Origin of the sequence: Janibacter cremeus, from assembly GCF_013409205.1 — a bacterium.
Classification (GTDB): domain Bacteria; phylum Actinomycetota; class Actinomycetes; order Actinomycetales; family Dermatophilaceae; genus Janibacter; species Janibacter cremeus.
The window spans coordinates 2,194,861-2,212,454 of sequence record NZ_JACCAE010000001.1 but is presented as its reverse complement, the minus strand read 5'-3'; the positions used below and the strand labels follow the sequence as shown (position 1 = coordinate 2,212,454).

Here is a 17,594-nt window from a genome sequence, read left to right as displayed (position 1 = left end):
TTGGGGCGGCGCCCGCACTCCGGGAAGAGCACGTCCGAACCGGCCGGGACGGGTGCCGCCGAGGATGATGGCGATCTTCACGAAACCCCTTCGCGGTTGCGGACCGAACCGGGCCCGCCACCCCGGGCGGGGCGGCGGGCCCGCTCGTGGACGTGTCAGACGCGTGGGTCGTCGTCACGACCACGCGCCTCGTCGACCTTGTCGCGGACCTTGTCCATCAGACCCTCGCGCTTCGCGTGCTGCGGGCCGTCCGGCCGCGACTCTGCGGCGAGGTGATCTCGACCCGCTTCGCCGGGGTCGGCGCCGAGGCCACGATCGCGCTCGAGGCCGTCACCACCCACGGTGCCGGGCTGGTCGACGGGACGATCAGAACCGACGCCCTCGTCAGGGCCCGGCTGGCCGTCCGAGCCGAGACCGTCGTCCCGACCCAACGGCCGGTCCGAGCCGAGGCCGTCCTCCTGACCGACGGCCCCCTCGGATGCGAAGTCCTCGCGCTGCTCGACCGGACGATCGGCGAAGCCGCCCTCCGACGATGCGTGTGCGCCGCCACCCGCGCCGACGGCTCCCGCGCCGCCCGCGACCGTCCCGGCACCGTGGACGCGTTGGTCCGTACGGCCACCGTCCACCGGGGCGCCGTCCTGCGTCCGGGTGTCGGGGTCCTTGGCGGCCGCAGCCCGCAGCTGCTCCTCGTGAGCGAACTTCTCACGGTCGGCGTCCTCTGCCTTCAGCCGAGCATCGTCCTCGAGGCGCTCGGCGTCCACGCGACGGCGCTCGGCGTCGGCCGCCTGCTGGTCTGCCTCCGCGGCGCTGAGCTCTGCGTCCGCCCGCGCGGCGCGGGCATCGGCGTCACTCGCCCGGGCGTCGGCCTCCCTACTACGCACGTCCCGCTCCCGCTCGACCGCCTCGGCACGCATCCGATCGGCCTCGGCGCGGTCGTGTTCGATCTTCTTCTGCTTGGCGCCCTTGACGAGCATGCCCACCAGGGCGACGAGCACCAAGACGACGATGACAGCGACGATGATCCAGATCCACTGGTTGTCCATGGAGCTCCTCCTTCGCGGAGGCGACCGCGGTCACGGTCGCTCTGGAGTCAACGCTAAGCGGATCTGGGCCACGCGCCAGTCGAGACGAGGGGGCAAGTTTGCGCCGGCCCGGATTGCCGGTCCCGCAGGGCACAAAAAGGACACCCCGCGCACCTGGAAGAGCTCGCCTACCCTTGCTGCATTCCTGCCCTGGGGGAGTTCGGTGAGGTACCACCACGCGGGGTGCCGATCGCAAAGTCTACACACTCGGGGGATCACCGTCGCAGAGCGACCTGCGCCCCCGAGCACCCCCGGCACAGCCCGCCTTCCGACTCGAGGGACGCGTGCCCTCCCTCGAAGCCTTCGCCCCGGACAACGAACACGGCCCCGATCCGTGGACCGGGGCCGTGCAGTGGCGGAGGATAGGGGATTCGAACCCCTGAGAGCTTTCACTCAACGCGCTTTCCAAGCGCGCGCACTAGGCCACTATGCGAATCCTCCGCGGGAGAGATTACCCGAGCGAACCGCGTGCCCGAAATCGGGACGATTACCCACCTTCGCCACCTGTCGGCGACCATGGAAGCATGCCCCTCCCTTCCCCCCGCCGCCTGTTCGTGACGGTCGCGACCGCCGAGGCCGTGACCTGGTCCCTGCTGCTCATCGGCATGTTCCTGAAGTACGTCACCCAGACCACCCAGATGGGTGTGCGTATCGGCGGGATGCTGCACGGGGTGGTCTTCATCGCGTACGTGCTCGTGACGGTCATCGTGTGGGTCGACCAGCGGTGGGCTGCCAAGCGCGGCCTCATCGCCCTGGCCACAGCCGTCCCGCCGCTGGCGACACTGTGGACCGAGCGCTGGCTCGATCGCGACGGCCACCTCGGCACCACATGGCGCCTTCGGACGAAGGGGGCGGCCGCCACCGCCCTCGAGAAGCTCGTCTCCGGCGCGCTGGTCCGCCCAGGCTTGGCCGCCCTCGTCCTCGTCGCAGCAGTCGCGGTCCTCACCGGCGCGGCCCTCTTCATCGGCCCACCCGTCCCGACCTCCTGATACCAGCACTCTTCGTCGTGATCGAGGCGAGCTGCGTGGGGACCACGGCCAGGTCCCGAAGGAGTGACGAGTCGATCACAAGCACGGGGCCGGTGCGGCCAACCCACACCACCCCTCATATCGTGTCCGGGTGATCTTCCAGACCGTCGGCGACAGCCGCCCCTGCCCGGGCCACGGTCGGAACACTCCCCGCGATCGGGAAGACGGACCATGACCGACAAGCACCACTACGGAGAGTCCAGCGAGACCCGCGCGAGAAGCCGCCGGTCGATCATCACCTTCAGCCTCGTCATCCTGATGCTCTTCTTCGCAGCGTGGTACGCGTTGTCCTACCTCCGGGTCGACGACACTCGCAGCGCCTCCCCCACCACGAGTTCCACCACGACCTCGTGCGACCTCGCCCCCAAAGACGTGGAGGTCAACGTCTACAACGCGACCAACCGGGCCGGGCTGGCCGCGCAGGTTGCCAAGGGGCTGCGCCAGCGAGGTTTCGTCGTCAAGACCGTCGCCAACGATCCCAAGCGTGCCGAGCTGACCGGTCGGGGCGAGCTGCGCTACGGGGAGCAGGGCAAGAGCGGCGCCGATCTCGTCGACGACACCGTCGGCAGCTTCGCCCGGAAGGTCGACGAGCGCACCCGAACGAGTGTCGATGTCGTCCTCGGCCCGCAGTTCGATGGCCTCGTGGACAAGGCCGCAGTCCCCGACTGCTGATCCTGACCGATCCCTCGGGGAACCCTATGGAACCGACACCCCACGGATTTCGCCCCTCCTGCACAGAGGGTCCCTTCTGGGCACGCCCAGACATGCGGAGGGCCCCGCCCGGATCAACCGGGCGGGGCCTTCGGGCGGTGGCGGTGGGATTTGAACCCACGGTCGGCGTCAACCGACAAACGCTTTCGAGGCGTTCTCCTTAGGCCGCTCGGACACGCCACCGCGAAGCACGATACAAGAGAGCCGCCCTCATCCCGAATCGCAGGCCGCACCCCATCTCATTGCTGCGCCATCGCGATCCGGAATCGCTCGTCCGGGTCAATGTAGTGATCGTGGTCATCGAGGCCCAGATCGATCTGCACCCAGTGGAGCTTGCCGGTGAAGTGACTCGTCCGGCTGGTGTAGTCGTCGGCGACAGTGGTCCCGGACTCGTACCCGATGTCCGTGGTCTCGTCCGCGGAGAAGACCATCGGCTGCGTCATCTCCACCCGACCGGATCCCACCGCAGTGCCGTCGTGGTACAGGGTCACATCACCGCCCTTGGCGAGGCCCCCACCGTCGTAGGCGAACTCCATGCGGACCTGGTGCGTGCCCGAAGGAATGAGCACCTCGGCCTCCACGGCAAAGGAGTGGATCCCCAAGACGTTGTAGACGAACTTCACCTTCCCTTCCCGCGCGTAGAGCGCCCATCCTCCGAACCGGCCCCCCTGGGCGATGAGCACGCCGTGTGCGGCCTTCCCCTCGGGCACGCTGATCTCCGCGGTCACCGAGAAGGACTTGTTCTTGATGCTCATGACGCTGTTCTCCGACAGGCGTCCCATTCCGGGGTAGAACAACTGTGAGGTTCCATGGACCAACGTCGGTCGCCCTGCGCTCTCAGGCACGAGCCGCTCCGCGGTGCGGTCGTCCATCGGCAGGACGTTGTACTTCACCGCCTCGATGAGCCAGAGTCGTTGCAGCTTGGCCAGCATCTGCGGATGCTCGGCCGCCAGGTTGCGCGCTTGGCTGTAGTCGTCGTTGCCGTCGTACAGCTCCCAGACGTCATCGTCGAAGGCCGGCAGATCGCCGCCCACCATCACCCACGGGGTGCGGTGCTTGGTGACCGCGCTCCACCCCTTGTGGTAGACGCCCCGGTTGGCGAACATCTCGAAGTACTGCAGGTCGTGGCGCTCCGGCTCGTCCTGACCGCGGAAGCTGTAGAGCATGCTCGTGCCCTCCATGGGCGACTGCTGCACGCCGTTGACATTCGTCGGCTCGGGCAACCCGGCCGCCTCCAGGATCGTGGGCGCGATATCGATGACGTGGGCGAATTGGGAGCGCAACCCACCCGGGTCGTCGATCCCCTCCGGCCAGTGCACGATCGTCCCGTTGCGGGTGCCGCCCCAGTGCGACGCGACCTGCTTGGTCCATTGGAAGGGTGAGTTCAGCGCCCAGGCCCAGCCGACCGCGTAGTGGTTGTAGGAACTCGGCGTGCCGAACTCGTTCATCTTGGCGACCATGAACTCCGGAGTCTCCAGGGCGGCCATGCCGTTGAAGTTGGCCATCTCGTTGAAGGCGCCCTGCGTCGTGCCCTCGGCCGATGCGCCGTTGTCGCCGACGATGTAGTAGATGATCGTGTTGTCCAGGACCCCGAGATCGTCGATCGCGTCGACGACCCGGCCCACGTGGTGGTCGGTGTGCTCCAGGAACCCTGCGTACACCTCCATCTGTCGCTCCAGGACGGGCCTGAGCTCGTCCGGCATGTCGTCCCACGCCGGGATCTCGTCGTGCCGCGGCGTGAGCACTGCGTCCTGGGGGACCACACCGAGCTCCTTCTGGCGAGCGAGCGTCTGCTCCCGCAGGGCGTCCCATCCCTGCGCGAACTGACCGGCGTACTTGTCGGCCCACTCCAGCGGAACATGGTGCGGGGCGTGGGTGGCCCCGGGAGCGAAGTACATGAAGAAGGGCCGGTCCGGCATCAACGCCTTTTGTTGGCGCACCCAGGCGCAGGCCCGGTCCGCCAGGTCCTCGGTGAGGTGGTACCCCTCCTCTGCCGTGGCGGGTGGTTCCACAGGCGTGGTGCCGTTGTACAGAGCCGGGTCGTACTGGTTGTTCTCGCCGCCGATGAAACCGTAGAAGGTCTCGAAACCACCGCCCGCTGATGGCCACGCATCGAACGGGCCCATCGGCGATGACTGCCACACGGGAACCTCGTGGCACTTGCCGAACTGCGCTGTGGAGTAACCGTTGAGCTTCAACGTCATCGCCAGCGGGGCCTTCGTGTTCGGACGAACAGAGCTGTTGCCGGGTGCCGAGGTCGCCGTCTCCGTGATGCTCCCCATCCCCACCGAGTGGTGATTGCGTCCAGTGAGAAGCGCCTGGCGCGTGGGTGCGCACAATGCCGTGGTGTGGAAGCGGTTGAAACGCAGGCCGGCGCTGGCGAGCCGTTCGGCGACGGGCGTGTGGCAGGGCCCGCCGAAAGCGCTGGACGCACCGAATCCGACGTCGTCCAGCAGCACCACAAGGACGTTGGGAGCGCCCACCGGCGGTAGCAGCGGTTCGATCGGCGGGTATGAGGTCTCAGGGTCCTTGGCGTCGTACGTCGTGTGCCTCATCGGCGGACGATCCGGGATCGGCAAGGTGGATCGCGCGTGTTGGTCGGCTGGGTTCGTCATGGTGGTCCTCTCGGCGTCGATCCCGTGACGATGGCACCGCGCCCACAACACGTCATCACCCTTCTTGGACGAAGCCGGGACCACTCCTCGAACCTTCACTCGATCTGCGCGATGCCTCGACGTCGACGCTGCTCCTATGTTTCCCGCACGGGGCACGTTCGTGCCCTCTCACCGACGGGAAATGGACACGACCATGGACTTCTGGGACTTCTTCTTCTGGTTTCTGTTCGCTTGGGTCGCGGTGGCCAGCATCTGGGTCTTCGTAGCAGTCGTCTTCGACCTCTTCCGCGACCATGACCTCAGCGGTGTGGCAAAGGCCGTGTGGCTGATCTTCCTCGTTCTGTTGCCTCTCCTGGGAGTGCTCTTCTACCTGATCACCCGTGGCGACGCCATGGCTGCCCGGAACGCGCAGGTCATGCCGGACCCTGCTCGTGCGAGCAGCACCGGAGACGCATCCGCGTCCAAGGCAGAGGAGATCGAGCGAGCCCAGTCCCTACTCTCCTCCGGCGCGATCACCCGCGATGAATTCGACGCCCTCAAGGCGTCCGCTCTCACCTGACGCTCTCGCAGCGGTCTCCCGCCGCAGGGGGACCGGAGACCGCTGCGGGTCCACTCAGCCGGTAGGTCCGAGGCAGTGCCTCAGCGCGCACACCGAAAGCCGATGTTCACCGTGGCCGTGTCCTCGCTCTGCGGCGAGCGCGCTGCCGGCCTGAAGCGAAAGCAGTACTCGGGGGTGCACAGGAATGAGCCCCCCTTGATCGTCCGCAGCGCGGCAACGGGCGAGATGGGCGGTGCGCCGCCGCCACAGCACGTGGCGCCGCCCGTTGTGGGGTCATGGCTCGGGCCCCGGCCGTCCGCGGCATGGCGAGCGGTGTAGACACCACTCGTCCACTCCCACACATTGCCGATCATGTCCACCAGTCCGTAACTGTTCGGGGGGTAGGAACCCACCGGCGCCGTCCGACCACCGTGGTCGCCGACCCGCTCGTACGGAAACCGACCCAGCCAGGTGTTAGCGCGGGGGACCCCACCCGGGTACGGATCATCCCCCCACGCGAAGCGCTGGTCGTCACGCCCACCCTGCGCGGCGTACTCGAACTCCGCCTCCGTGGGCAGCCTCTTGCCCACCCAGGTGGCGTAGGAGACCGCGTCCTCGAATGCCACCTGCACCACCGGATGACGCGATCTGCCCTCCACCGTCGAGCCGGGCCCCTCGGGGGCCCGCCACGAGGCTCCCGGCACCCACCGCCACCACTGGCGCCAGTCGTTGAGATCCACCGGTCCCGCGGTCGGCGTGAAGACGAGACCGCCCGGGGCGAGGTCCTCCACCGCACCGGGAAAGTCATTGGGATCGATGTCGCGCTCGGCGACGGTGACGTAGCCGGTGTCCGCCACGAAGGCGGCGAAGTCAGCGTTGGTCACGGCATGACGGTCGATGGCGAAGGCGGCCACCGTGTGCTCATGCACCGGCCCCTCTTCGGGGTAGAACTCCTGAGAGCCCATCCGGAAAGTACCGCCGTCGAGGCGAACCATGTCCTCCGTGCCCATGCGAGACACCACCTTCTCGCCACGAGGGCGTAGCCTGCTGCCGCATCGACAGGACTTCCAGCGTGGTGGAACACCGTGGACCCGTCAACAGGTGGACTGTGAAGGACCGTGCGAGGGTCAGCCGGCCCCGCGCTGTCGAGCGAAGAACTCGAGCAGCATCGCGGCACACTCCGCCTCATGGACACCCCCGACGACCTCGACCCGGTGGGTCGAGCGTCGGTCGCGCACGATGTCCCACACCGAGCCGCAGGCGCCCATCTTCGGGTCCCAGGCTCCGAGAACAATCCTGTCGACCCGGGCGAGGGCGCTCGCGCCGGCGCACATCGGGCACGGCTCCAGCGTGACGACGAGGGTGCACCCCGTCAGGCGCCACTCCCCCTTCGCCGCCGCCGCCGAGCGAAGGGCGACCACCTCGGCGTGGCCCGTGGGGTCACCATCACGCTCGCGGGTGTTCCTCCCTTCGCCGATGATCACGCCGTCCGCGTCGACGACGACCGCGCCCACGGGGATATCTCCGTCGGCGGCAGCCTGCCTCGCCAGGTGCAGGGCGCGCTCCATCCACGCCTCCTCGGCAGGGCGTTGCGGACGGGTCGGGTCATGGCTCACCCCCACAGTCTCCCGCACGGTAGGTTCGGCTCATGCGCGTCACCGTCCCGGACCACCCACTCATCGCCCACAAGTTGACCTACCTGCGGAAGAAGGACACGGACAGCCCGACCTTCCGTCGGCTCGCCGAAGAACTGGTCACGCTCCTGGCGTACGAGGCAACCCGGGAGGTGCGGTGCGAGCCCTTCGACATCACCACACCCGTCGGTCCGACGACCGGACTGAAGTTGTCGACGCCCAAGCCGCTCGTCGTGCCGATCCTGCGTGCGGGGCTCGGGATGCTGGAGGGCATGGTCCGCCTGCTGCCGACCGCCGAGGTCGGCTTCCTCGGGATGCTGCGCAACGAGGAGACGCTCGAGGCCGTCACCTACGCCAACCGACTGCCCGATGACCTCTCCGGCCGACAGTGCTACGTCATCGACCCGATGCTTGCCACCGGCGGCACCCTGGCGATGTCGATCCGATACCTCGTCGAGCGGGGCGCCGACGACATCACCGCCGTCACGTTGATCGCGGCACCAGAGGGCATCGACGCACTCGAGCGGGACCTGGGGGGGCTGGACGTGCCGATCCGACTGGTCACCGGCGCCATCGACGAGAAGCTCGACGCGAACGGCTACATCGTCCCCGGACTCGGCGATGCCGGAGACCGCCTCTACGGCATCGTCTGACGCGCCTGCGGATGCAGGGTCGCCAGTCCCACTGGTCACATCTGCAACACTGGGGCGTCCCACTGCGCCCTCACGGGCCCAGCCGCCCGAAGACGGAGAAGAACGACCCATGAACACGCCGCCGATCAAGAAGATCGTCCTCTGGCTGGTCACGATCTTCCTCCTCTACGCGATCCTGACCTCCCCCTCGGACGCCGCCGACATGGTCGGCACCGCCTGGGAGATCCTCGCCAACGGCGTGGAGAACATCGGTCGCTTCTTCGACTCACTGATCAGCAGGTGACGCCGTGTCGGCGCGCGTCGACCACGGCGGTGTCCAGCGGTACCTGCTCCCCGGTGAGACACCGGCCGCGGAGATCCACTACCACCCGATCGTCCTGCTCAAGCCGGCCCTGATCGTCCTCGCCGCCACAGCGATCGCGCTGTGGCTGGACCTGTCCGTCAGCATCGCCCACAGCGGGATCCTGAAGTACGTCTGGATCCTGTGGATCATCGCCTGCCTCTGGGCCGCCTGGCAGTGGATCGAGTGGCGCCACACCCAGGTCGTGGCCACCGACAAGCGGATCGTCCTCTTCGAGGGGTGGATCAACCACAAGGTCTCGATGATGCCGCTGAAGAAGGTCACGGACATGGGGTACAAGCGATCCCTGCTCGGCCGCGTCCTCGGCTACGGCACCTTCATCCTCGAGAGCGCCGGTCAGGACCAGGCCCTGTCGCAGATCTCCTTCGTCCCGAACCCGGACGACAACTACCGGGCGATCTGCGCCGTCGTCTTCGGTCTGACCGACCCGACCCTCGACGATGACGACGACCCGGCGTGGGAGACCTCGCGCCACGACGGCGCCGACGACACGGACGAGGACTCCTGGGCCGATGAGCGGCGGGATCACGCCTCGATCTACCGCAGCAGCGACCTCGTACGGCGCGACCGCGACGCCGACACCGGCGAGTTGCCGCCGTACGACCCGTACGGCTACTGACCCACCCCCCGGTGGCGCCGCATCCGCGCGCTACGGACCAACCGGGTCAACGAGGTGACCACGTCCCAGCCGCACACGACGACGACGCCGAGCACCACCGCCGGCGTCGAGACACTCCAGTCGACGTCCCAGCCGAACTTCTCGCCGAGGACCTGCGGCAGATCGGTGAGCAGACGTCCATCGAGGACGAGGTGGATGAGCACGACGGCCAGTGCGACGTTGGTGGCGGCATGGGCGAGCGAGAACACCACCCGCCACCGACCGGCCATCCAGACCAGCAGGGTGGCTGCGACCTCGGCCAGGAGAAGGCCCACGACTGTGGCCTGCCAACCGAGCGAGAGGTCGGGGTCGAGCACCTGGATCCCGCGCCCACCGACACCGGCGAACTGCCAGACGACGAGGAGCGTGACGATCACGCCGAAGAGCACATCGCCGAACACCTCGAGGGTGCCGGGGCGGCGCCACAGGACATCGGGGTCGGCGAGGTCAGCCGGGTCCCATTCGGAGACGAAGCGCTCGCCCTCACCACCGCTGCCGTAGCGCTCGACGAGAGCGAAGGCGAGCGTCGTCCAGAAGACGAGGTGGAGGGCGACCTGTACCGCGAGCCCGATCCCTGTGCCGATGAGGGCTCCGACGCCCTTGTCGGTCGCCAGCACCTGGACGCCGACGGTGACGAGAACGATCACGGGCAGGACGAACGACAGGAGAAAGGTCAGCACCCGGACCCACTCTGCGTAGAAGCGTGGGCCGATGAGGTGGCTGGGCCGCCCCAGGTACTCACGGGCGAGCACGTCCGGGTCCCCGAGCTCGCGCACGGCAGCCAGCTCGGCCTCCCTCGGGTCAGTACCGGCGGCGACCTTGGCCTCGATGGTCTCGGTGAGGGCGCCGCGCAGCTCTCGGGCCACGTCAGGGCCGATCTCGTCGGGCAGCTGGCGCGACACGGTCCACACGTAGCGGTCGGTCAGGCTCGTCGTCGTGGTCACGACTGGTCTCCGTCCAGCGCCTCGATCGCCGAGTCCAGCGATCGCCAGTGGGTCTGCAGATGCGCGAGCAGCTCGTCCCCCGCCGGGCTGGTCCGGTAGAACTTCCGCGGGCGCGCCTCGTCGGTGTTCCACTCGCTGGTCAGCAGACCCTGCTTCTCCAGGCGTCGCAGCAGCGGGTAGAGCGTGTTGCCGTCGACCGGGAAGCCCGCGCGATCGAGCGTCTCGAGCAGGGCGTAGCCGTACCTCGGGGTCGTCAGGGTCGCCAAGGCGGCGAGCACGACGGTGCCGCGCCGCAGCTCCTGAAGGTGTCCCCCCAGCACGCCCTCGTCCATGCTCGACACAATAGTGTGCGTCGCACACTATTGTCCATGGCACTCCCTTCGCCCTCCGCACCCGCCCACGCGGCTGCGAGAGCTGGGTACGGCGGAGGTGGCGGGCGGACATGACGAAGGGCGATGCTCACCCGATCGGGTGAGCACCGCCCTTCGTGTGGCGTGAGCTGATCAGATCGACTTGAGGATCTCCCCGACCCGCTCCTTGGCGTCACCGAAGAGCATCTGGGTGTTGTCCTTGAAGAACAGCGGGTTCTGCACCCCGGCGTAGCCGGTGGCCATCGACCGCTTGAAGACGATGACGTCCTTGGCGTTCCAGACCTCCAGGACCGGCATCCCGGCGATCGGGCTGCTCGGGTCCTCTGCCGCGGCCGGGTTGACCGTGTCGTTGGCGCCGATGACCAGGACGACGTCCGTGGCCGGGAAGTCGTCGTTGATCTCGTCCATCTCGAGCACGACGTCGTAGGGCACCTTCGCCTCCGCGAGGAGGACGTTCATGTGGCCGGGCAGGCGACCGGCCACCGGGTGGATGCCGAACCGGACGTCCACGCCCTTCGCCCGCAGCTGCTCCGTGAGGTCGGCGACCGGGTACTGCGCCTGGGCCACGGCCATGCCGTACCCGGGGGTGATGACGACCGAGGAAGCATCCCCGAGCATCTCGGCGACTGCCTCGGCGTTGGTCTCACGGTGCTCGCCGTAGTCCTCGTCTCCGCTGGCGGCCGGCGCGTCGGCACCGAACCCACCGGCGATGACGGAGATGAACGAGCGGTTCATCGCCTTGCACATGATGTAGGAGAGGAAGGCACCGGAGGAACCGACGAGCGCACCGGTGACGATGAGCAGGTCGTTGGAGAGCATGAAGCCCGCCGCGGCCGCGGCCCAGCCCGAGTAGCTGTTGAGCATCGAGATGACGACCGGCATGTCACCGCCACCGATGGAGGCGACCAGGTGCCACCCGAAGGCCAGCGCGATGACGGTCATGATCGCCAGCGGCAGCAGCGACGGCGAGACCACGAACCACACGCCGAGCGCGAACGAGACCAGTACGGCCAGCAGATTGAGCCAGTGGCGCATCGGCAGTACCAGCGGCGCGGACTTCATCTTCGCGCTGAGCTTGAGGTAGGCCACGATCGAGCCGGTGAAGGTCAGGGCACCGATGAAGACGCCGACGAAGACCTCCCCGTTGTGGATCCCGACCATGTCGATGGCCTCGAGCGCCCGGTGCGCCGCGACCGCCTCGGCGGAGTCCCCGTGCGCGCCGAGGAAGGAGTTGTAACCGACGAGCACGGCGGCCAGACCGACGAAGGAGTGCATCATCGCGATGAGCTCCGGCATACCGGTCATCTCGACGCGACGGGCGATCCGCACACCGATGGCCCCACCGAGGGCCATGGTGACCACGAGCACGCCCAGGCCCCACTTGCCGGCGTCGAGGGCCGCACCGGGCCCGTCGTAGACGCCCTTGACGACCAGCGCGATGGTGGCCACGAGGGCGATGACCATGCCGGCGATGCCGAACCAGTTGCCGTGCTTGGCGGACTCGTGCTTGCTCAGCCCGGCGAGGCTGAGGATGAACAACAGGGCCGCGACGATGTACGCGGCGGTGACGACTGTGGAAAGCACGACTCAGCCCTTCCGGAACATGTTGAGCATCCGCTGCGTGACGGTGAAGCCACCGAAGACGTTGATGCTGGCAAAGAAGATCGCTGCTGCCGCGACCACCTGGATGGCAAGGTTCGACGACGTCACCTGGAGCAGGGCGCCGACGACGATGATCCCGGAGATCGCATTGGTCACCGACATCAGCGGCGTGTGCAGGGCATGGGCCACGTTGCCGATGACGTAGAAACCGATGACGACGGCCAGCGCGAAGACAATGAAGTGCGACAGGAAGGCCGCCGGCATGAATGCGGCCGCGACGAGGAACAGCGCGGCGGCGCCGCCGATGAGCCAGAACTTGCGATTCGGGTCGACCGGCTTCTTCGGCTCAGGCTCCGGCGCGGGCTCCTTGGCCGCGGGCGCTGCCGGTGCGGCCGAGACCTGCACCGGTGGCGGTGGCCAGAGCGTCTCCTTCTCCCTCGTCACGGTCATGCCACGCACGACGGTGTCCTCCATGTCGAGGGCGGCCTGCCCGTCCTTCTCCGGAGTGACCAGCTTCAGGAGGTTGACGATGTTGGTGCCGTACAGCTGGCTGGCCTGCGTGGGCAGGCGGCCGGCCAGGTCGGTGTAGCCGATGATGCGCACACCGTTGTCGGTGACGACCCGCTCGTCCGCGACGGAGCCGGCGACGTTGCCACCGGTACCGGCAGCCATGTCGATGATGACCGACCCCGGCTTCATCGAGGCGACCATCTCCTCGGTGATCAGCCGCGGAGCGGGCTTGCCGGGGATCAGGGCCGTGGTGATGATGATGTCGACGTCCTGCGCCTGCTGCGCATACAGCTCGGCGGCCTTGGCGTTGAAGTCCTCGGAGGCCTCCTTCGCGTAGCCATCCGAGGAGATCTCCTGCTGGACGTCGATCTCGAGGAAGTCGGCGCCCATCGACTCGACCTGCTCGGCGACCTCCGGGCGCACGTCGAATGCGCGCACGATCGCGCCGAGGGAACCGGCGGCGCCGATCGCCGCGAGACCGGCCACGCCGGCGCCGCAGACGAGGACCTTGGCCGGCGGGACCTTGCCCGCGGCCGTGACCTGCCCGGTGAACAGACCACCGAACTCGTGCGCGGACTCGACCACGGCTCGGTATCCCGCGATGTTGGCCATCGAGGAGAGCACGTCGAGGGACTGCGCCCGCGAGATCCGCGGCACGGCGTCCATCGCCATCGCGGTCACGCCCTGCTCGCGCAGCGCCTCGACCTTCTCCGGGTTCAGGGCAGGCGCCAGCAGGGAGGCCAAGACCGTCCCCGAACGCAACTGCGGCACCTCGCCGTCGGTGGGGGCGTTGATCTTGGCGACGATGTCGCTGGCCCACACCTCCGCGCTCTCACCGAGGCTCGCTCCGGCATCGACGTACCCCTGGTCGGGGTAGGCCGAGGCCTCTCCTGCGCCGGGCTCGACGATCACGTCGTAGCCCAGCTTGATCATCTGCGCGACGGTCTTGGGAGTCGCGGCAACACGGGTTTCCCCGGCCTTCGACTCCTTGGGTACGCCAATTCGCATCGTCACTCCAGTACTGGGGTGTGGTGGGTGTGGGTCGATGCGCAACCTACGACAGTGCACAGCAAAACCCACGACTTTGTGATGGGGATGATGATCACAGGGCCACGTGGTGAGACGGCGGTGCGTCTCACGGAGCGGCACAGGCGGGCCACGCGCCGCAGGACTCACTCCTGGGGCGGTGCGCTCCCGGTATCGTCGTCCTCCGCTGCCTCCGCTGCCTCCGCGGCATCAAAGGCTGCCTCGCGAGCCTCGTCCTCGTCATCCCAGACGGTGTGCTCAGCGGGCTCGCGGCCACCGGCTGCGGACATCAGCAGCAGCGGTATGAGCAGCCGGACCATCGTGACCTCCGAGGCGAAGGGGCGTACCCGCGGCTGCGGGCAGGTCACCAGACTAGGCCAGCCAAAGGGCTGCTGCGAGGTACGACGGTCCTGTGCAAACGCTCAGGCACTCCTGGCATGCAGACGCCCAGCGGGGTGTGCCACTGTGCCGGGATGACATCCCCTCTGTTCTGGAACGGCTGGACGCCCTTGATCCAGGTGACGCTCATGGCGAGCGTCGGCTACCTCGCCCTGGTGCTGCTGCTGCGCACCACCGGGCCACGCACCATGTCCAAGATGAGCCCGCTGGACTTCGTCCTCGCAGTGACTCTCGGGTCGGCCTTCGGCCGCGTCCTCACGGCAGAGAAGTCGACGGTCAGTCAGCTGCTCTGGCTGCTGGTCTTCCTCATCGCCCTGCAGTGGCTCCTGGCGTGGCTGCGGTCCCGGTCGACATTCTTCCGCCGACTCCTGGACCACCCGCCCGTGGTGCTCTACGAGGACGGCCGGATGCGCGATCGCGCCCTTCGTCGCCACCGACTCATCGACGACGACGTGCACGAAGCCGTGCGCGGTGCAGGCAAGGGCTCCCTCGAGGAGGTGCACACCGTGCTGCTCCTGCGCGACGGAAGCCTCGGAGTCATCGGCCGCGACGACATCGGGGACTCCTCCAGCGTGACCCCCTTCGTGGCTCGCGAGAACTGACAGGGGCCGCGTCGCCTCCCCAGGGCCTCACCGCACACGCGGCTGAGCCATGTCGGGCCCGACGGTGTCAGGGTCGTGTCCGGGTGAGCCGATCGAGGACTGCGGTCAGCAGCGCCTCGCGCAGCGGCGGTGGGGCGATGTCCAGCAGGGCGTTGACCTCGGCCATGCGCTCGGGCACCTCCACGCCACCACCGTCGCCGACCAGCCCCGCGATGGCGAGGAGCCCGTCGAGGGCTGCGTCATCGAGCCCGGCGGGGTCGAGGGCCTCGGCCGCTGCGGCAAGCTGCGGATCGACCCGGACCGGCCCCCTTCGCACCGCCTCGGCCGACGCCTGCGTCAGTGCCGAGACCAGTTCCTCCACCCGGGTGGCGGTGGCCGCGCACAGGGAGAGGTGCAGCGTCGCCGGGTGTCCGGCGAAGGACATCTGCGGTTGGACCAGCCAGCCGCGCGAGCCCATCTCGTCCGCGATGGTGAAGACGTCACAGCGCTCGTCCGTCGCGAGGGCGAGCAGCGTGGAGTCGGGTGCGACGACCACGCGCAGCCCATCGATCTCGTCCACGACGGCGGCCACCTGCAGGGTCGCGTCCCGGACGCTGCGGGCGAGCTCGCCGTAGCCGTCGCGCCCGATCGCGTGCACGACCGCCCAGGCCGCGGCGAGGGGGCCGCCGGACTTCGTCGACTGGAGGGTCGTGTTGAGCACCGTGTAGCCGGGCCAGTCCGCGCAGGCAAAGAAGTGGCCGCGACGAAGCGCAGGGTCCCGGTGCAGCAGCAGCGAGATCCCCTTGGGCGTGTAGGCGTACTTGTGCAGGTCGACGGAGATGCTCGTGACGCCCTCCACGGCGAAGGTCCACGGCGGCAGGCCCTCGAGGAAGGGCAGCACCCAGCCACCGATGCACGCGTCGACGTGGCAGCGGATGCCCCGCGCAGCAGCAACCGCCGCGATCTCCTCGACCGGGTCGATCACCCCGTGCGCGTACGACGGCGCCGAGGCCAGGAGCAGGACCGTCGAGTCCGTGACGGCCGCAGCCATGTCGTCGGGGTCGGGTCGGAAGGTGTGCGGGTCCACCGGCACGGTCACCACCTCGACTCCCAGGAGGTGGCCGGCCTTGTGCACGGCCGCGTGCACGGTCTCGGGGGCAACGACCTGCGGGCGGGTGATCTGCGGGTTGCCGTCCCGGGCGGCGAGCACGGCCAGGACGAGCGACTCGGTCCCGCCCGAGGTGGCCACACCGACCGTGCTCGCGGGCCCGTCGAGCAGGTCACGGGCGAGACCCACGAGGTCGGTCTCCATGCTGGCCAGTGACGGGAAGGCGGTCGGGTCCAGGCCGTTGGACGCGGCGAAGGCGGTGAGTGCCTCGCGTCCGATCTCGTCGACCGCGGCCATCCCCGAGTCGTAGACATAGCTGAGGGTCCGGCCGCCGTGGGTGGGCAGGTCCCCCGCGCGCAGGTCCGCGAGCGCGGCCCGCACTTCGTCGGCTCCCGCCGCACGGCTCCAGTCGAGGGGCGTGGCTCTCGGGTTCATGGCAGGTCCTTCCCGGCCGCCAGCACGGCGGCCTCGTCGATCCGGTAGTGGCGCAGGAGGAGCAGGGAGGCGACGAAGAGCAGTGCCGGCAGCACGCTGAAGCCGAGGACGATCGCGGTCAGGGCCGAGTCGGGCTGGTCCACGACGCCTCCGGTCGAGGAGACGTAGCCACCGACCACGAGCACGAGCGCGTAGACCCCGGGGCCGAAGGCCAGCCCGAGGGTCTCGACCGCCGTCCACACCCCCGTGTAGACCCCGACACGGTTCTCCCCCGTGCGGTCGGCATCGACGGCCGCCGCGTCGGGAAGCATCGCCAGCGGGAACATCTGCGCGCCCGCATAACCGACGCCGACGAGCGCGATCGCCCCGGCGATCGCACCGATCCCGTGGTCGCGCAGGACCCACACCAGCAGGGCACCCACGGCGAAGCACACCGTGGCGGCGACGAATCCCGGCCGCTTGCCCGTACGCATCCCCACTCGCTCCCACAACGGAGTGACGACCAACGCCGGCGCGACGAAGGCCACGAAGAGGTAGGTGGAGGCCCCCGGGCTCCCGAGGACCCAGCGCGCGGTGTAGTCGACGCCGGCGAGCATGACGCCGGTCGCGAGCGCCTGCACGGAGTAGGTCAGCAGCAGCGCGCGGAAGTCCCGTGCCCGGGCGACGATCCGCAGCTGGTCCCGCAGGGACCCGCTGGCGGTGACGTGGACGACCGGCGCGGCCCCCTTCGTCGCCCACCACGCGCCCACGGCGCCACCGAGGATGAGCAGGCCCACGAAGACCCCCACTGCGGGGTACCCCCAGTGCGGGCCCAGCGCGTCCCGCAGTGCCGGGGACAACCCTCCGGAGACGAGGATCGCCAGGGAGAGCACGACCACCCGCCAGGTCATCAGGCGGGTGCGCTCGCCGTAGTCCCTCGTCAGCTCGGATGGCATCGCGACGTACGGCACCTGGAAGAACGCGTAGGCGCTCGCGCAGGCGAGGAAGAGCAGCACCACCCAGGTCGCGGCGAGCCCCTGTGGCGAGGTCGGTCCGGCGAAGAGGAGGGCGAAGAGCACCGCGAGGGCGATGCCGCCGCGCAGGAGAAACGGACGCCGGCGCCCGTCCGGGTGGGTGCTGCGGTCGGAGATGCGCCCGGCGATGGGGTTGAGCAGGACGTCCCAGGCCTTGGGCAGCAGGACGATCAGGCCGGCCAGTCCGGCGGCGATCCCCAGACGGTCGGTGAGGTAGGGCAGCAGCAGCAGTCCCGGCACGGTCGGGAAGGCGCCCGTGACCACCGAGCCCAGACCGTAGCCGCGCCGCACCCGCGCCGGCAGCGCTGCCGAAGATGCCTCCATG

18 protein-coding genes, 2 tRNA genes and 1 other RNA gene are annotated in these 17,594 nt (G+C 68.9%); 7 read left to right on the top strand and 14 right to left on the bottom strand.

Annotated features, from left to right (window positions below):
* Window positions 1-155: 155 nt before the first annotated feature.
* From BJY20_RS10500 to BJY20_RS10490, 3 genes are all read right to left on the bottom strand, one after another.
* Window positions 156-1,043: a hypothetical protein gene (locus tag BJY20_RS10500; protein WP_185991477.1), complete on the bottom strand. Its 888-nt coding sequence runs from the start codon at window positions 1,041-1,043 to the stop codon at window positions 156-158.
* A 133-nt stretch (window positions 1,044-1,176) separates the two neighbouring features.
* Window positions 1,177-1,273: signal recognition particle sRNA small type (gene ffs / locus BJY20_RS10495), an RNA gene on the bottom strand.
* Window positions 1,274-1,435: 162 nt separating this feature from the next.
* Window positions 1,436-1,523, bottom strand: a tRNA-Ser gene (locus BJY20_RS10490).
* An 83-nt stretch (window positions 1,524-1,606) separates the two neighbouring features.
* On the opposite strand from BJY20_RS10490, the gene BJY20_RS10485 reads away from it, so the two are divergent.
* On the top strand, window positions 1,607-2,071 hold the full coding sequence (locus BJY20_RS10485) for a DUF3817 domain-containing protein (RefSeq protein WP_185991476.1): 465 nt from the start codon (window positions 1,607-1,609) through the stop codon (window positions 2,069-2,071).
* Between the two features lie 210 nt (window positions 2,072-2,281).
* Complete coding sequence (locus BJY20_RS10480; RefSeq protein ID WP_185991475.1) at window positions 2,282-2,782, top strand: LytR C-terminal domain-containing protein; 501 nt, start codon at window positions 2,282-2,284, stop codon at window positions 2,780-2,782.
* A gap of 135 nt (window positions 2,783-2,917) precedes the next feature.
* Here BJY20_RS10480 and BJY20_RS10475 read toward each other — a convergent pair.
* Both BJY20_RS10475 and BJY20_RS10470 read right to left on the bottom strand, forming a co-directional pair.
* Window positions 2,918-3,004 (bottom strand) — tRNA-Ser (locus tag BJY20_RS10475).
* 56 nt (window positions 3,005-3,060) lie between these two features.
* Window positions 3,061-5,376: an arylsulfatase gene (locus tag BJY20_RS10470; RefSeq protein ID WP_221935307.1), complete on the bottom strand. Its 2,316-nt coding sequence runs from the start codon at window positions 5,374-5,376 to the stop codon at window positions 3,061-3,063.
* A 241-nt stretch (window positions 5,377-5,617) separates the two neighbouring features.
* Between BJY20_RS10470 and BJY20_RS10465 the strand changes: the two genes are divergently transcribed.
* Window positions 5,618-5,995, top strand: coding sequence for an SHOCT domain-containing protein (locus BJY20_RS10465; protein ID WP_185991473.1), 378 nt, complete (start codon window positions 5,618-5,620; stop codon window positions 5,993-5,995).
* Between the two features lie 80 nt (window positions 5,996-6,075).
* On the opposite strand, the gene BJY20_RS10460 is transcribed toward BJY20_RS10465, so the two are convergent.
* Both BJY20_RS10460 and tadA read right to left on the bottom strand, forming a co-directional pair.
* Window positions 6,076-6,984, bottom strand: a complete 909-nt coding sequence (locus BJY20_RS10460) for a formylglycine-generating enzyme family protein (protein WP_185991472.1) — start codon at window positions 6,982-6,984, stop codon at window positions 6,076-6,078.
* A gap of 117 nt (window positions 6,985-7,101) precedes the next feature.
* Complete coding sequence (tadA, locus tag BJY20_RS10455; RefSeq protein WP_343062852.1) at window positions 7,102-7,590, bottom strand: tRNA adenosine(34) deaminase TadA; 489 nt, start codon at window positions 7,588-7,590, stop codon at window positions 7,102-7,104.
* A 32-nt stretch (window positions 7,591-7,622) separates the two neighbouring features.
* Here tadA and upp point away from each other — a divergent pair, with 32 nt between their 5' ends.
* The 3 genes from upp to BJY20_RS10440 all read left to right on the top strand — a co-directional run bounded on the left by upp (window position 7,623) and on the right by BJY20_RS10440 (window position 9,241).
* Window positions 7,623-8,261, top strand: a complete 639-nt coding sequence (upp, locus tag BJY20_RS10450) for a uracil phosphoribosyltransferase (RefSeq protein ID WP_185991471.1) — start codon at window positions 7,623-7,625, stop codon at window positions 8,259-8,261.
* A 109-nt stretch (window positions 8,262-8,370) separates the two neighbouring features.
* Window positions 8,371-8,544, top strand: coding sequence for a hypothetical protein (locus BJY20_RS10445; protein WP_185991470.1), 174 nt, complete (start codon window positions 8,371-8,373; stop codon window positions 8,542-8,544).
* Window positions 8,545-8,548: 4 nt separating this feature from the next.
* Window positions 8,549-9,241: a PH domain-containing protein gene (locus tag BJY20_RS10440; RefSeq protein ID WP_185991469.1), complete on the top strand. Its 693-nt coding sequence runs from the start codon at window positions 8,549-8,551 to the stop codon at window positions 9,239-9,241.
* Here the strand turns inward: BJY20_RS10440 and BJY20_RS10435 are convergent.
* From BJY20_RS10435 to BJY20_RS10415, 5 genes are all read right to left on the bottom strand, one after another.
* Window positions 9,235-10,224, bottom strand: coding sequence for a permease prefix domain 1-containing protein (locus BJY20_RS10435; RefSeq protein WP_185991468.1), 990 nt, complete (start codon window positions 10,222-10,224; stop codon window positions 9,235-9,237). The genes BJY20_RS10440 and BJY20_RS10435 overlap by 7 nt on opposite strands.
* Window positions 10,221-10,556, bottom strand: coding sequence for a PadR family transcriptional regulator (locus BJY20_RS10430; RefSeq protein ID WP_185991467.1), 336 nt, complete (start codon window positions 10,554-10,556; stop codon window positions 10,221-10,223). The genes BJY20_RS10435 and BJY20_RS10430 overlap by 4 nt, the downstream gene beginning before the upstream one ends.
* Window positions 10,557-10,727: 171 nt before the next feature.
* Window positions 10,728-12,179, bottom strand: a complete 1,452-nt coding sequence (gene pntB / locus BJY20_RS10425; protein ID WP_185991466.1) for a Re/Si-specific NAD(P)(+) transhydrogenase subunit beta — start codon at window positions 12,177-12,179, stop codon at window positions 10,728-10,730.
* A gap of 3 nt (window positions 12,180-12,182) precedes the next feature.
* A complete protein-coding gene (locus tag BJY20_RS10420; RefSeq protein WP_185992565.1) occupies window positions 12,183-13,715 on the bottom strand; it encodes a Re/Si-specific NAD(P)(+) transhydrogenase subunit alpha in 1,533 nt (510 codons plus the stop codon).
* Between the two features lie 164 nt (window positions 13,716-13,879).
* Window positions 13,880-14,101, bottom strand: a complete 222-nt coding sequence (locus BJY20_RS10415; protein ID WP_185991465.1) for a hypothetical protein — start codon at window positions 14,099-14,101, stop codon at window positions 13,880-13,882.
* A 105-nt stretch (window positions 14,102-14,206) separates the two neighbouring features.
* Here BJY20_RS10415 and BJY20_RS10410 point away from each other — a divergent pair, with 105 nt between their 5' ends.
* A complete protein-coding gene (locus BJY20_RS10410) occupies window positions 14,207-14,734 on the top strand; it encodes a DUF421 domain-containing protein (RefSeq protein ID WP_185991464.1) in 528 nt (175 codons plus the stop codon).
* 67 nt (window positions 14,735-14,801) lie between these two features.
* Here the strand turns inward: BJY20_RS10410 and BJY20_RS10405 are convergent, their stop codons facing one another.
* Together BJY20_RS10405 and BJY20_RS10400 are read right to left on the bottom strand one after the other, a co-directional pair.
* Window positions 14,802-16,256, bottom strand: a complete 1,455-nt coding sequence (locus BJY20_RS10405; RefSeq protein WP_185991463.1) for a pyridoxal phosphate-dependent decarboxylase family protein — start codon at window positions 16,254-16,256, stop codon at window positions 14,802-14,804.
* Entirely contained in the window at window positions 16,253-17,593 is a 1,341-nt protein-coding gene (locus BJY20_RS10400; protein ID WP_185991462.1) for an MFS transporter, read from the bottom strand. Before BJY20_RS10400 ends, BJY20_RS10405 begins: the two co-directional genes overlap by 4 nt.
* Window position 17,594: the final 1 nt, after the last annotated feature.